The sequence below is a fragment of the Bacillus nitratireducens genome, assembly GCF_001884135.1.
Taxonomy (GTDB): Bacteria; Bacillota; Bacilli; order Bacillales; family Bacillaceae_G; genus Bacillus_A; species Bacillus_A nitratireducens.
In genome coordinates, this window is record NZ_MAOC01000086.1 from 116,994 (window position 1) to 129,456 (window position 12,463).

Below are 12,463 nucleotides of genomic sequence, written 5' to 3' on the forward strand. Positions count from 1 at the left end.
CTTTTTTATATAGGGGGAGAAAGATGACATCTATCGAGAAAATAGTGGATTCATTAACTGCAGATAATCTTGAAGAAGGAAAAGCTTTATTAAAAAATCATATATTATTAATGAAATATGGTATGGAACATCATGAATTAAAAGAAGAAGAAATGACAAAAATTTTAAAGTGGGTTCAAGGTCGAGATCAATTGAGAGAAGATGTTCCAGAATTACGTGATTTACATTTAGTTAAAAAGTTTCAAGCGGTATTAGATGAATTTATTCATTCTATAATTTCAAATGGATATGTAGAAGACGCAGTAGAAATTTTAGAGAGTGTATTAAAAAGTATGGGGGCAGTCGCTCATATTGTAAAAATTATGTTTGTCGGCAAAATGCCAGTTAATAGAAATTCTTTAGAAATGGTAGAAGTATTAAAGCGAGAGTGCTACAACTTAATGGAACAGCGTGCTGCTGTCGGATTACATGCTCAAATCTTTCACGTTTTAGGTTTTGTGCATTCAATTCAGTTTGATTTAGAAGAAAGATCACAGGAACATGGACGAACTGTAATAGGCTTTTTAACGGATTTTAAGACGAAGGAATTGAAATCTGTACAACAATTTCAAAACGAAGAGCATATTTCAGAAGTGAAAAATATGGTTAGTAAAGAGTATGGGATAGAATTACAAAGAAGAATTTATATGTGGAAATCGTTAACGCTCATTTTTACAAATCCATATGCATTAGAAAAGATGTATAAAGAAATTTACGCAGAAAATGAGAAAACGGAGAAGGAACAAAAGAAAAAATAGAGAATAGAATATAACAGAGTAGTTTATACTCTTAATATAACAAATGTTAAAGGAGTGAAAGGATAAAATGACTTTATCAACTGTTCTTCAAATGGTTTTAGCTTGATATGGGAGAAGTCTGCCCATTTTTAACAAATAAGCTAAATTGAAGACAGCAGGTAAAGAACCTTAATCCTTTCTTACGATAATATGTAATGGGTAAGGTGTATTCACCTTACCCATTTTTTATATGTATAACTAAATAAGGCTTTATACTGTTGTTCTCTCTATTTAGCTTATGGATCATAAGAAAAGGAGAGAGAAAAAATGAGTATATTAACAGTAGAAAATGTAAGTCATTCATATGGTGAGAAAACCATTTTATATAATACGTGCTTTCGATTATTAAAGGGTGAACATGTTGGGCTAGTAGGGAAAAATGGAATTGGAAAATCAACATTATTACGCTTGTTAACAGGAGAACTTATACATGATGATGGGAAAATTGAATGGTTTCCCCATGTTAAGATCGGCTTTTTACAACAACATATAGATTTGCAAGAAGGTATAACAATTGAAGAATACTTGCAAAGTGCGTTTTCTAATCTGTATGAGTTTGAACGTGAAATGTTAAAACTTACAGAAGAGATGGCTGGAGCAGGAGAAGTAGAGAAATTGTTAGTAAGGTATGGAGAGTTACAAACTATATTGGAGAATTCTAATTTTTATCAAATTCATACAGAAATTGAAGAAGTAGCAACTGGCTTAGGTTTGTTTGAAGTAGGAATGGAAAAGGATGTTTCAAAGTTAAGCGGTGGTCAACGGACAAAGTTATTACTTGGTAAACTCCTTTTAGAAAAAGCTGATGTTTTATTATTAGATGAGCCAACTAACTATTTAGACACAGCTCATATAGAATGGTTGCAATCATATTTACAAATGTATGAAAAAGCTTATATTATCATTTCGCACGATGAAGTATTTTTGAACAATATTACGAAAGTTATTTATCATCTAGATGAGCGCACAATTAAGCGCTATGTAGGTGATTATAATAGTTTTGTGCGTAATTATGAACTGCAAAAGAAACAATTACAAGCAGCATATACGAAACAGCAAAAGGAAATTGCACATTTAGAGAGCTTTATTCAAAAAAATAAAATCCGTAAAGCGAAACAAGCAAAAAGTCGTGAAAAAGTATTAGAGAAAATGCAAAAGGTTGAAAAGGTTAACGATGTACCTCGCGCTCGTTTTGACTTTAATGTTTATACTGAGCCAGTGAGTCGTATATTACAGGTAGAGAAACTGAAAATTGGTTATGGTGAACCGTTGTTTCCAGAATTGGATCTTCAAGTGAAAAAAGGGGAAAAGATTGCGATTATTGGTCATAATGGGATTGGAAAAACAACAATGCTAAAAACATTACTAGGACAAATAAAACCGTTAGGCGGTTCAGTTTCTATTGGGGAACGAGTAAAACCCGCTTATTTTGCACAAGAGGAATTTTCCACAGAAATAACTGCACTAGAGAGAGTATGGGCAGGAAGGCCAGACATGACAAGAAAAGAAATCCGACAAGTATTAGCAAAGTGCGGATTAAAAGAAGAACATGTATTAAAACCTATTCAATTATTAAGTGGAGGAGAACAAACAAAAGTACGATTATGCGAACTTATTGTAACTAAAAGCAATGTTTTAATTTTAGATGAACCAACTAACCATTTGGATACAGAGACTAAGAGGGCTTTACAGGAAGCGTTAAAACAATATAAAGGTACGGTTTTAATTGTTTCACATGAGCCATCTTTCTATGAAGCGTGGATAACGAAAATATGGAATATCGAAGAATGGAACGTTTAACAATAATCATAAAGAAAAGGCATTAGCTTTTATGAGCTAATGCCTTTCCCTAATAGGCTACTATCTTTCTTTGTATATATAGATAGTTTGAAATGGAATGAAAATAATTCCTATATGTAAAGGATAATGTGAGTAGTATGGGAAGACAATAGAACTTAAAGGGAATTCATGTAAAATTCAGATGAACTTCACACAAATTTCATGTTATAAACTGAATATAATTATAATAGGTTATTATAATTAAAACTTTCGATTTTTTTGCAAAATTAAAGGTTTAGCTGGGGTTTCTGTGCTGTCTTCATCCATTTATCCCGCTATTTGTGGGCAGTAAACGCCCGATTGGTGAGGGCTAATAATCAGTGGGGGGGATGAACCCCCCACTGATTAAAGTTTCACTTTATAAGAAGGAATATTACCGTCTTTTTATACATTATTAATTCTATATATCTTTTGAAAGAACTTTTGGTGAATTTATGGAGTCAATTTTGAATGACGTAGCAGGATGATGAAATTTCATGTAAAATAATAGTAAAAATATGTAAGGGAGGGGATAGTGTGGATGTGTTTTTGAACATTGCTGAGGAAAAAATTCGTCAAGCGATACGGAATGGTGATCTTGATAATATTCCGGGACAAGGAAAACCACTACAATTAGAAGATCTTTCAATGGTACCTCCAGAATTAAGAATGAGTTATAAAATCTTGAAAAATGCAGGCATGATTCCACCAGAAATGGAATTGCAAAAAGATATATTGAAAATAGAGGATTTAATCGCTTGTTGTTATGATGAAGCAGAGAGAAAAAAATTACAAGAAGAGTTAACAGCAAAAACACTACGTTTTCAGCAGGTAATGGAAAAGAGAAAGATTAAAGATAGTTCAGCATTTCGTATGTATCAGGATAAAGTATTTCGTAAATTACGTTAAGAGGGATAAGATGAATAAATTTGAAACGATAGAAGAATTAGCAATATATATTGAGAAACAACAATTGGTACTTCTATTTATTAAAACGGAAAATTGTGGCGTTTGTGATGTTATGCTACGAAAAGTAAACTATGTATTAGAGAATTATGATTACGTAGAGAAAGTAGAAATATTACTACAAGACATGCAAGAGATTGCGGGGCGGTATGCAGTATTTACAGGGCCAACAGTTTTATTATTTTATAATGGAAAAGAGATCCTTCGTGAATCGCGCTTCATTTCACTTGAAAATCTAGAGAGAACCATTCAATTATTCGAGGATTAAGGGAGGCTTTTATATGGAATTTATTATTATCATACTATTATTTGTTGTAGTTGGAACAATCGTAACAGCAGTTCGATCAAACAAAAAGAAGGTAAATCTTACGAAACAAAATAACATTCATAATTCATCTAACAGCTCATCACCATTATTTTTCTTTGCTGGATCTGATAATGATAGCTCGCACGATGGAGGTTCACATGATTGTGGAGGGTCTTTTGGCGGAGATAGTGGAGGAGGTAGCTGCGGTGGTGGAGGTAGCGGTGATTGATGAGAATACGCCCTATAGGGGGCGTATTTCTTTTTAAACAAACGTTTGATTAGTTGGCTTACATATGCATAAAAACAGTTAAACAAACGTTTGTTTAAATACTTTTAACATACTAAGGGGAATGGAAATGAAAAGGGAGCCGAAAGTGAAAAATAAGGGGAAAGTAGTGTTATTTTTATTAGCTGCGGGAGGCGTATTTCTTGTTAAATTAGGATTTAAAATTGGAATAATACATATGATTCGAACATGGTTTGAACGTACGTTTTCTTAAATAAGGAATATAGCCTCTTGCGATAGAGGTTTTTTATTTGTTATTATTAGACTGAACGGTCGGTTTAAAGAGGTGTGAATATGAGAAGAAGCGCAGAAGAGATAAAGAAAGAAATTGCATATAAAGCAGAAAGTCTGTTTTCACAGAAGGGCTATGCAGCCACATCTATGGAAGAGATTTGTGAAATTACAGAGCGAAGTAAAGGAAGCATTTATTATCACTTTAAAAGTAAAGAAGAATTATTTTTATTTGTAGTAAAACAGCATACGTATGATTGGCTTGAAAAATGGAATGAAAAAGAGAAGTTGTATAGTACTAGTACTGAAAAACTATATGGTCTCGCGGAATATTATGTAGAGGACATACAGCAACCAATTTCAAATGCAATAGAGGAATTCTCTATGAGCCAAGTTGTAAGTAAAGAGATTCTGGATGAACTGTTAGCTTTAACTAGAGAATCATATGTTATGTTTGAGGAACTAATTGAAGCAGGCGTACGGTCTGGAGAGTTTCGTGAAGATAATACGCGCGACCTTATGTATATTGTGAATGGATTATTATCAGGGCTTGGAGTACTTTACTACGAGTTAGATCATAAAGAGCTGAAACGTATTTATAAGAAGGCAATAGATGTATTGTTAAAAGGAATGGCAGCTGAATAATAAGTCAGCTGCTTTTCTTACAGAATAAATTAGACCGAACGGTCGGTTTATAAAGGAGGAATGAAAATGAACGCTTTATTTAAAAACCGAGCATTTATGCTCGTTATGGCATCTGATATTTTACAACAATTTGCAATTTGGATCAGAAATATGGCTCTTTTATATTTCATAATGGAGCGAACGAATAATGATCCGGTTTCTGTTTCTTTATTATCAGTTATGGAATATGCACCTATCTTTATTTTCTCGTTTATCGGTGGTGCGCTAGCTGATCGCTGGAATCCGAAAAGAACAATGGTTGCTGGGGATGTGTTAAGTGTACTGTCTATTATAGGAATTGTCTTGTTGTTAAAGCTGGATTATTGGCAGGCTATATTTTTTGCAACACTCATTTCCGCGATTGTAGGTCAGTTTTCTCAGCCATCATCTTCGCGTATATTTAAGCGCTATGTAAAGGAAGAACAGGTAGCAAATGCGATTGCATTTAACCAAACATTACAGTCATTATTTATGATTTTTGGACCGGTGGTAGGATCGCTTGTGTATACACAACTTGGTTTATTTACGTCACTATATAGCTTAATCATTTTATTTTTGTTATCTGCTATCGCTCTTTCATTTTTACCAAAATGGGTTGAACAAGAGCAAGTGACGAGGGATTCATTAAAAAATGATATAAAAGAGGGTTGGAAATACGTTCTTCATACGAAAAATTTACGTATGATTACGATCACTTTCACCATTATGGGCTTAGCTGTTGGACTAACGAATCCATTAGAGGTGTTTCTTGTAATAGAACGGCTTGGAATGGAAAAAGAAGCAGTTCAATATTTAGCCGCAGCTGATGGAATCGGTATGTTGATCGGTGGTATTGTTGCTGTAGTTTTCGCTTCAAAAGTGAATCCGAAAAAGATGTTTGTATTCGGTATGAGCATATTAGCGATGTCATTTTTAGTAGAAGGGCTATCTACATCGTTTTGGATTACTAGTTTCATGAGATTTGGAACAGGTATTTGTTTAGCTTGTGTTAATATCGTTGTCGGTACGCTTATGATTCAACTTGTACCAGAAAACATGATTGGAAGAGTAAATGGAACAATTTTACCATTATTTATGGGTGCTATGTTAATCGGAACATCGCTAGCTGGAGGATTGAAGGAAATGACTTCACTAGTTATTGTATTTTGTATAGCGACGTCACTTATTTTATTGGCAATAGGCCCAATTCTACGCATGCAAATAAATAAAGATGATGTCGCTAATAAAGAGGAACTAACAAATTCGTTAGCCTCGAAATAACCATTGTAAGGGAGCAGAATGGCTCCCTTTTCTTGTGGTAGTCTTTTGACAATGAAATGTACCGATTATATACTAATGTTGTAAAAACGATTTTACATGTTAGGAGAAAAGATGTGAAAAATCAAATTTATGAATTACGCACTGAAAATAATATTTCACAAGGTGCATTAGCTGATAAGTGTAAAGTTTCAAGACAGACGATAAATGCAATTGAGAATAATAAATATGATCCAAGTTTAGCGCTAGCATTCCGTTTAGCGGAAGTATTAGGAACAACTGTTGATAAACTATTTTTGTATAAGATGTAGCGTCTTTAATTGTGGGGCGTTATCGATAAAAGTAAAGAAAAGATCCCCTTCTCATATGAAGAGGATCTTTTTCTTATATCGTTTTAGTTTTAGGGGTAGGTGGTGTAATAGATGTATCATTTTCAGGAACTCTAGTTAATAGGAATCCACCGATAATAAACAGAACAATAATACTAAGTACACCAGCGTTTGTTTTTCCTGTTAATTGTGTTGTGACACCTACTAATACCGGACCCATAATTGCTGCGAATTTACCAAAGATATTATAAAATCCAAAGAATTCATTTGCAGATTCTTTCGGTACTAGTTTTGCGAAATATGAACGGCTAAGTGCTTGAATACCGCCTTGAGAAGTGGCAACTAACATTGCTAAAATCCAGAAATCAAGTGTCGTTTTTAAGAAATAAGCATATGTGCAGATAATGATATAAATAATAATACCGACATATAGCATTTTTTTACCGGTAAATGTTTCCGATAGTTTTCCATATAATAAAGCGAATGGACAAGCGACAATTTGTGTTACAAATAAGATGATTAATAGGTTAGTTGCACTAATACCGAGATCTGTTCCGTAAGCGGTAGACATAGTGATAATTGTATCGACCCCATCAATGTAGAAAAAGTAAGCTATTAGGAACATAAATACAGTTTTATATTCTTTAATATTTTTAAAAGTATTAGCAAGGCGCTTGAAACTCATTGCAATTGGTCTTGGATGACGTTCAATATAGTGTGTTTGCTCTACATTTTTTAGCATTGGTATCGTAAATAGTCCCCACCAAAGAGCTGTTATTGCAAAGGAAATTTGACTAGCAATTCCGACTGATAAGGGGATAGTTCCTTTTTGAGCAAGAATGATAAGAGCAATACAACCGATAAAAGGAATTGTGCTCCCAATGTAACCTAATGCAAAACCTCGCGTAGAAATTCGGTCCATTCTATCTCCAGAGGTAACATCTACTAAAAATGCATCATAAAAAATATTTGCTCCAGCAAAGCCGACTAATGCGAGCATATAGCATCCTAGTAATAAGTACCACTGAGATGTTGGAACAATTGCTAGCATACTTGTAAATACGATACCGAGTCCAAAGAAGAATGTGAAAAATCGTTTTTTAAATCCCTTATAATCAGCAACTGTGCCGAGAATGGGAGCGAGTATAGAAATTAAAAGTGTAGCGAACGAGTTTGCATATCCCCAATAGGCTGTTGAAGTTGCACCAGATAGTCCAGCTTCTTTTGCAGCTGCTTTAAAGTAAATTGGAAATAATGCAGTTGTAATGACGAGCGAATATACCGAGTTCGCCCAATCGTATAATATCCAGCTTTTTTCTTGTCTGGACATTTTTTTCATATAATGTTCCCCCTTAAATTTGTTCTACTAACAGTGTACAAAAATAAAAATTATAAAAAGAGAAACAGTGATGATTTTTACATAACTTTTACATATATACACAGTTCTTTACAATTGAAGTAAATCCTCTACAATTGCGCCGTCTGTTTCACCTAAGTGCAAACCGAGTAACCTAGCGATAGTCGGACCTTCATCAATCAGTCTCATATACGGAATTGTAACGCCGCTTTGAATACCTTTCCCAGCAGCCATAAAAATTGTTTCATAGTTAGGTTTTGTTGGTGAGTAACCATGGGTTCCAAATGTATATTTTTTACTAGGCGTAACATCTTTTGCAGTAATTTCTTTTATAAAATCTCCTGTATAGTTTTCAGTGAAATAATACCCTTCTTGTGCTTCTAACATAAATAAACAATTACCGTCTGCACCGCATTCCTTCGCATCTTCATCATGAAGTATAAATTCAATTCCGTTTTGTTTATTTTGAAGCAGGTCTTCAAGGAGTAGTTGTACTTCTCGAATTGTATCCGTATCGTTTTTGTCTCTCACATATACATAGGCAGACCCGTCGCAACTTTGGCAATAGGCCTTCCAATCTACTAATTTTCCTTTTGAATTTATAGATATAAGCCCTTTTTCATGAAATAGTACATTTAATTGAACGGCTTTGTTTTCACTTAAAGCGCTATGATCGCCAAGTGCAATAATTGTACTTTCTTCGTATATCCCGCTTTCTTTTAATGCATCAATAATTTTTCCAAGGCGTTCGTCGTGTCTGTGGATTGCAGCTATTGTTTCTTTAGACTCAAAGCCATGATAGTGTCTTTGAGTGTCTAAATCAGTAAAATGTACGAACATAACATTTGGCTTTTTCGTATGGATTGTATGTACAGTAGAAGCGAGGACGAAATCATCAAGTTCAGGCTGTGACAGTCCATTTCGTATATGGCCAAAACGACGATTTAAATCTAATTGATATAGCGGACTACCGCTAAATAATGAAACTAAAATTTGATTTTGCCACGGTCTATTTGGAAAAATTTCTGGTAAATTGTAATCAATATTTGCTCTTCCAGTAACAGGCCATAGAAGGGCAGCTGTCGTTAAATTTGCTTTGCGTGCTTCATCGTATAGAGTTGTTCCTTTAATGGACTTTCGATACCAATGCCAATCTGGTGACTCACGTCCTGGTTGAAGTAATGTATTGCTGACAACGCCATGCTTATTAGGATAATTACCGGTTACGATTGTTGAGTGGCTTGGATACGTTACAGAAGGATAAATTGGCTCCACTTTTTCCACAACAGCGCCATTTTTTATTAAATATTGGAAGTTAGGAAGTTTTTGTAATATAGGAAAATCTAAAGCTGATAAGCAATCGAAAGATAAAATAATGACGTGGTTTGTTAATGCTTTATCCATAAAGTTTCCCTCCTGATTATATAAAACCTATTCTTATATATTACTATTAATACCTAGTAATAAAAATATATTTTTGAGCAAAAATTTATTGTTTATTTTCAGAAAAATTAAACATATAATTAAGTATAAGGGAATGAATGGAAGGAGGGAATACTATGGATTGGCTAGATGGATTTGGTATCTTTTACATCATTGGCGGAATCACGATTATCCTCGTATTTGCTATTTCGTATGTACTAAAGAAACGGTTTCCAGACAAACAGTTCGATATTATATTTGCACTTAGTTTAATACTTCTTTGCTTAGCATCCTTTCCCGCTACAATGATGGTTATTGGTGGATGGGAAGGAATGGGATATGGATTTATTGGTTTCTTCGTTCTACTAGGTACACTTATCGGTATGATTGCACATCAACTTGTAAAAATCTCTCGAAAAAGCTACGTATAAAACTGCAAAAAATGAAAAGAATATATAATAATGAGAAAATTAGCTATTGTTTTAAAAAAGGATTTGTATTATGATAATCAACAAATTTATTTCGTTATAACGATGAAAAAGGACTAGTACATATTCAACCTTTTTAGCAGAGAGAGAATCCGCCAGGCTGAAAGATTCTTAAAAAGGCAATATGGAACCTGCCTTTGAGTTCTGCATATGCAGCGGGAATTTCCCGTTATCAAGAAGAGAGCATATACAATTTTTGTGTATGAATCAGGGTGGTAACGCCGGCAAAGCTCGGTCCCTATTTAGGGACGCGGGCTTTTTTGTATTTTCTAAAGGAGGAAGACTGACTATGGCAAAAGAACAAGTGCAAGCCATTACAAAGATGGAAGAGGACTTTGCGCAGTGGTATACCGATATTGTAAAAAAAGCGGAACTCGTGGACTATTCAAGTGTAAAAGGATGTATGATTCTACGTCCGTACGGTTATGCCTTATGGGAAAATATGCAGAAAGTGATGGATGAAAAGTTAAAAGAATCTGGTCATGAAAATGTGTATATGCCAATGTTTATTCCGGAGAGTTTATTGCAAAAAGAGAAAGATCATGTGGAAGGGTTTGCTCCTGAAGTAGCATGGGTTACGCATGGGGGAGATGAAAAGTTAGCGGAAAGACTTTGTATACGCCCTACATCTGAAACTTTATTCTGTGAGCATTTTTCAAAGATTGTGCAATCATATAATGATTTGCCAAAGCTATATAATCAGTGGTGTTCAGTAGTTCGTTGGGAAAAGACAACGAGACCATTCCTTCGTACAACTGAATTTTTATGGCAAGAAGGTCATACGATTCATGAAACGGCAGAAGAATCACAAGCTGAAACATTAAATATTTTAAATCTATATGCTTCTTTTTGTGAAGATTACTTAGCGATACCAGTAATTAAAGGGCAAAAAACAGAAAAAGAAAAGTTTGCAGGAGCGAAGGCAACTTATACGATTGAAAGTTTAATGCATGATGGAAAAGCGCTTCAAACAGGAACATCTCATAACTTTGGAACGAACTTCTCAGAAGCATTTGATATTAAGTTTTTAGATCGTAATGGTAAATGGCAATATGTACACCAAACATCTTGGGGTGTATCAACAAGAATGATAGGTGGACTTATTATGGTTCATAGCGATAATAATGGACTTGTAATGCCGCCGAAAGTTGCACCAGTGCAAGTTGTTATTGTCCCTATTGCTCAGCATAAAGAAGGCGTTTTAGAAAAAGCAACAGAGTTACAAGGGCGTATTCAAAAGGTTGCGCGAGTAAAAATAGATGCTAGTAATAAAACACCTGGCTGGAAATTTAATGAGTATGAAATGAAGGGTGTTCCAATTAGATTAGAAGTTGGTCCAAAGGATATTGAAAAGAATCAAGTTGTACTTGTAAGGCGAGATACGAAAGAAAAAGAGTTTATATCAATGGATCAATTAGAAGAGCGCATCCGATCATTACTTGAGGAGATTCATCATTCTTTATTTAATAAAGCAAAGGTATTTCGCGATGAGAATACGTATAGTGCGACGAATTTTGAAGAGATGAAAAAAGTGGCGGATGAAAAGCAAGGGTTTATTAAGGCAATGTGGTGCGGAGAATTAGCTTGTGAAGAGAAGCTAAAAGAAGAAGTTGGTGTATCTTCACGCTGTATGCCTTTTGAGCAAGAGCACTTAGCTGACGAATGTATTTGCTGTAGTAAAAAGGCGAAGCAAATGGTGTATTGGGGAAAAGCGTATTAATACTCTTTCTTATAGATGATAAAAAGGACTTTGGATTGCATGATAAAATGCAACTCAAAGTCCTTTTTCGTTTTATTGTTTGTATCATGTATTTTTTAGATGGAAGGATGTTGTTTTTTATTTTGCGTTTTTACGACGAATAAATAGTAACACACCAATTAGGAATGTCGAAATCCCCATTAAAATTGATGCAGGATAATGTGTTGCAGTATTAGGTAACTTATCGCCTTGTTTTTTCGCATTATCTTTTACATTTCCACCTTGAGAACCGTTGCCGCCCTGAGAACTGCTATCGCCTTTAATACGGTTACCGCCTTGAGAGCCGTTGCCACCCTGAGAACTGCTATCGCCTTTAATACGGTTTCCGCCTTGAGAGCCGTTGCCACCCTGAGAACTGCTATCGCCTTTAACACGGTTTCCGCCCTGAGAACCACTGCCACCAGAACCGTTGCCACCAGAACCATTGCCGCCAGAACCATTACCACCAGAACCGCTGCCACCAGAACCATTGCCACCAGAACCATTACCACCAGAACCGCTGCCACCAGAACCATTACCACCAGAACCGCTGCCGCCAGAACCGCTGCCACCAGAACCGTTGCCACCAGAACCATTGCCACCAGAACCGTTACCACCAGAACCGTTGCCACCAGAACCGTTACCACCAGAACCGTTGCCACCAGAACCGTTACCGCCAGAACCACTGCCATCAGAACCGTTGCCACCAGAACCATTGCCGCCAGAGCCGTTACCGCCAGAACC

14 protein-coding genes and 1 other annotated feature are annotated in these 12,463 nt (G+C 35.2%); of the genes, 11 read left to right on the forward strand and 3 right to left on the reverse strand.

The window, feature by feature from the left end; genetic code table 11:
• Window positions 1-23 precede the first annotated feature (23 nt).
• From BAU23_RS23955 to BAU23_RS24000, 9 genes are all read left to right on the forward strand, one after another.
• On the forward strand, window positions 24-797 hold the full coding sequence (locus BAU23_RS23955; protein WP_071735274.1) for a hypothetical protein: 774 nt from the start codon (window positions 24-26) through the stop codon (window positions 795-797).
• Between the two features lie 306 nt (window positions 798-1,103).
• Entirely contained in the window at window positions 1,104-2,636 is a 1,533-nt protein-coding gene (locus tag BAU23_RS23960) for an ABC-F family ATP-binding cassette domain-containing protein (protein ID WP_071735276.1), read from the forward strand.
• A 555-nt stretch (window positions 2,637-3,191) separates the two neighbouring features.
• A complete protein-coding gene (locus BAU23_RS23970) occupies window positions 3,192-3,563 on the forward strand; it encodes a DnaJ family domain-containing protein (RefSeq protein WP_000382366.1) in 372 nt (123 codons plus the stop codon).
• 10 nt (window positions 3,564-3,573) lie between these two features.
• On the forward strand, window positions 3,574-3,888 hold the full coding sequence (locus tag BAU23_RS23975) for a thioredoxin family protein (RefSeq protein WP_001031763.1): 315 nt from the start codon (window positions 3,574-3,576) through the stop codon (window positions 3,886-3,888).
• Between the two features lie 13 nt (window positions 3,889-3,901).
• Window positions 3,902-4,156, forward strand: coding sequence for a hypothetical protein (locus BAU23_RS23980; RefSeq protein ID WP_000394358.1), 255 nt, complete (start codon window positions 3,902-3,904; stop codon window positions 4,154-4,156).
• Between the two features lie 127 nt (window positions 4,157-4,283).
• Complete coding sequence (locus BAU23_RS23985) at window positions 4,284-4,427, forward strand: hypothetical protein (protein ID WP_000817983.1); 144 nt, start codon at window positions 4,284-4,286, stop codon at window positions 4,425-4,427.
• A gap of 80 nt (window positions 4,428-4,507) precedes the next feature.
• A complete protein-coding gene (locus BAU23_RS23990) occupies window positions 4,508-5,089 on the forward strand; it encodes a TetR/AcrR family transcriptional regulator (protein WP_001254441.1) in 582 nt (193 codons plus the stop codon).
• 66 nt (window positions 5,090-5,155) lie between these two features.
• A complete protein-coding gene (locus BAU23_RS23995; protein ID WP_000992564.1) occupies window positions 5,156-6,388 on the forward strand; it encodes an MFS transporter in 1,233 nt (410 codons plus the stop codon).
• A 56-nt stretch (window positions 6,389-6,444) separates the two neighbouring features.
• Window positions 6,445-6,696, forward strand: coding sequence for a helix-turn-helix transcriptional regulator (locus BAU23_RS24000; RefSeq protein ID WP_002078892.1), 252 nt, complete (start codon window positions 6,445-6,447; stop codon window positions 6,694-6,696).
• A 73-nt stretch (window positions 6,697-6,769) separates the two neighbouring features.
• On the opposite strand, the gene BAU23_RS24005 is transcribed toward BAU23_RS24000, so the two are convergent.
• Entirely contained in the window at window positions 6,770-8,053 is a 1,284-nt protein-coding gene (locus BAU23_RS24005; RefSeq protein ID WP_000738807.1) for an MFS transporter, read from the reverse strand.
• A 108-nt stretch (window positions 8,054-8,161) separates the two neighbouring features.
• Window positions 8,162-9,475, reverse strand: coding sequence for an alkaline phosphatase family protein (locus BAU23_RS24010; protein WP_000356428.1), 1,314 nt, complete (start codon window positions 9,473-9,475; stop codon window positions 8,162-8,164).
• A 155-nt stretch (window positions 9,476-9,630) separates the two neighbouring features.
• Here BAU23_RS24010 and BAU23_RS24015 point away from each other — a divergent pair, with 155 nt between their 5' ends.
• Window positions 9,631-9,924 carry a YesK-like family protein gene (locus tag BAU23_RS24015; protein ID WP_000383857.1) on the forward strand — a complete coding sequence of 98 codons (294 nt, stop codon included), beginning with the start codon at window positions 9,631-9,633 and terminating at the stop codon, window positions 9,922-9,924.
• Between the two features lie 93 nt (window positions 9,925-10,017).
• Window positions 10,018-10,224, forward strand: a binding site (T-box leader).
• Window positions 10,225-10,270: 46 nt separating this feature from the next.
• Window positions 10,271-11,701 (forward strand): proline--tRNA ligase, encoded by a 1,431-nt coding sequence (gene proS / locus BAU23_RS24020; protein WP_001040967.1) that lies wholly within the window; start codon window positions 10,271-10,273, stop codon window positions 11,699-11,701.
• 117 nt (window positions 11,702-11,818) lie between these two features.
• Here proS and BAU23_RS24025 read toward each other — a convergent pair.
• A partial coding sequence (locus BAU23_RS24025) for an LPXTG cell wall anchor domain-containing protein (RefSeq protein WP_116733317.1) occupies window positions 11,819-12,463 on the reverse strand: 645 nt, incomplete at its 5' end.

Coding starts and splice junctions, on each gene's coding strand:
- BAU23_RS23955 (WP_071735274.1), top strand. CDS start 24: ATGACATCTATCGAGAAAATAGTGGATTCATTAACTGCAGATAATCTT.
- BAU23_RS23960 (WP_071735276.1), top strand. CDS start 1,104: ATGAGTATATTAACAGTAGAAAATGTAAGTCATTCATATGGTGAGAAA.
- BAU23_RS23975 (WP_001031763.1), top strand. CDS start 3,574: ATGAATAAATTTGAAACGATAGAAGAATTAGCAATATATATTGAGAAA.
- BAU23_RS23980 (WP_000394358.1), top strand. CDS start 3,902: ATGGAATTTATTATTATCATACTATTATTTGTTGTAGTTGGAACAATC.
- BAU23_RS23985 (WP_000817983.1), top strand. CDS start 4,284: ATGAAAAGGGAGCCGAAAGTGAAAAATAAGGGGAAAGTAGTGTTATTT.
- BAU23_RS23990 (WP_001254441.1), top strand. CDS start 4,508: ATGAGAAGAAGCGCAGAAGAGATAAAGAAAGAAATTGCATATAAAGCA.
- BAU23_RS23995 (WP_000992564.1), top strand. CDS start 5,156: ATGAACGCTTTATTTAAAAACCGAGCATTTATGCTCGTTATGGCATCT.
- BAU23_RS24000 (WP_002078892.1), top strand. CDS start 6,445: ATGTACCGATTATATACTAATGTTGTAAAAACGATTTTACATGTTAGG.
- BAU23_RS24005 (WP_000738807.1), bottom strand. CDS start 8,053: ATGAAAAAAATGTCCAGACAAGAAAAAAGCTGGATATTATACGATTGG.
- BAU23_RS24010 (WP_000356428.1), bottom strand. CDS start 9,475: ATGGATAAAGCATTAACAAACCACGTCATTATTTTATCTTTCGATTGC.
- BAU23_RS24015 (WP_000383857.1), top strand. CDS start 9,631: ATGGATTGGCTAGATGGATTTGGTATCTTTTACATCATTGGCGGAATC.
- proS (WP_001040967.1), top strand. CDS start 10,271: ATGGCAAAAGAACAAGTGCAAGCCATTACAAAGATGGAAGAGGACTTT.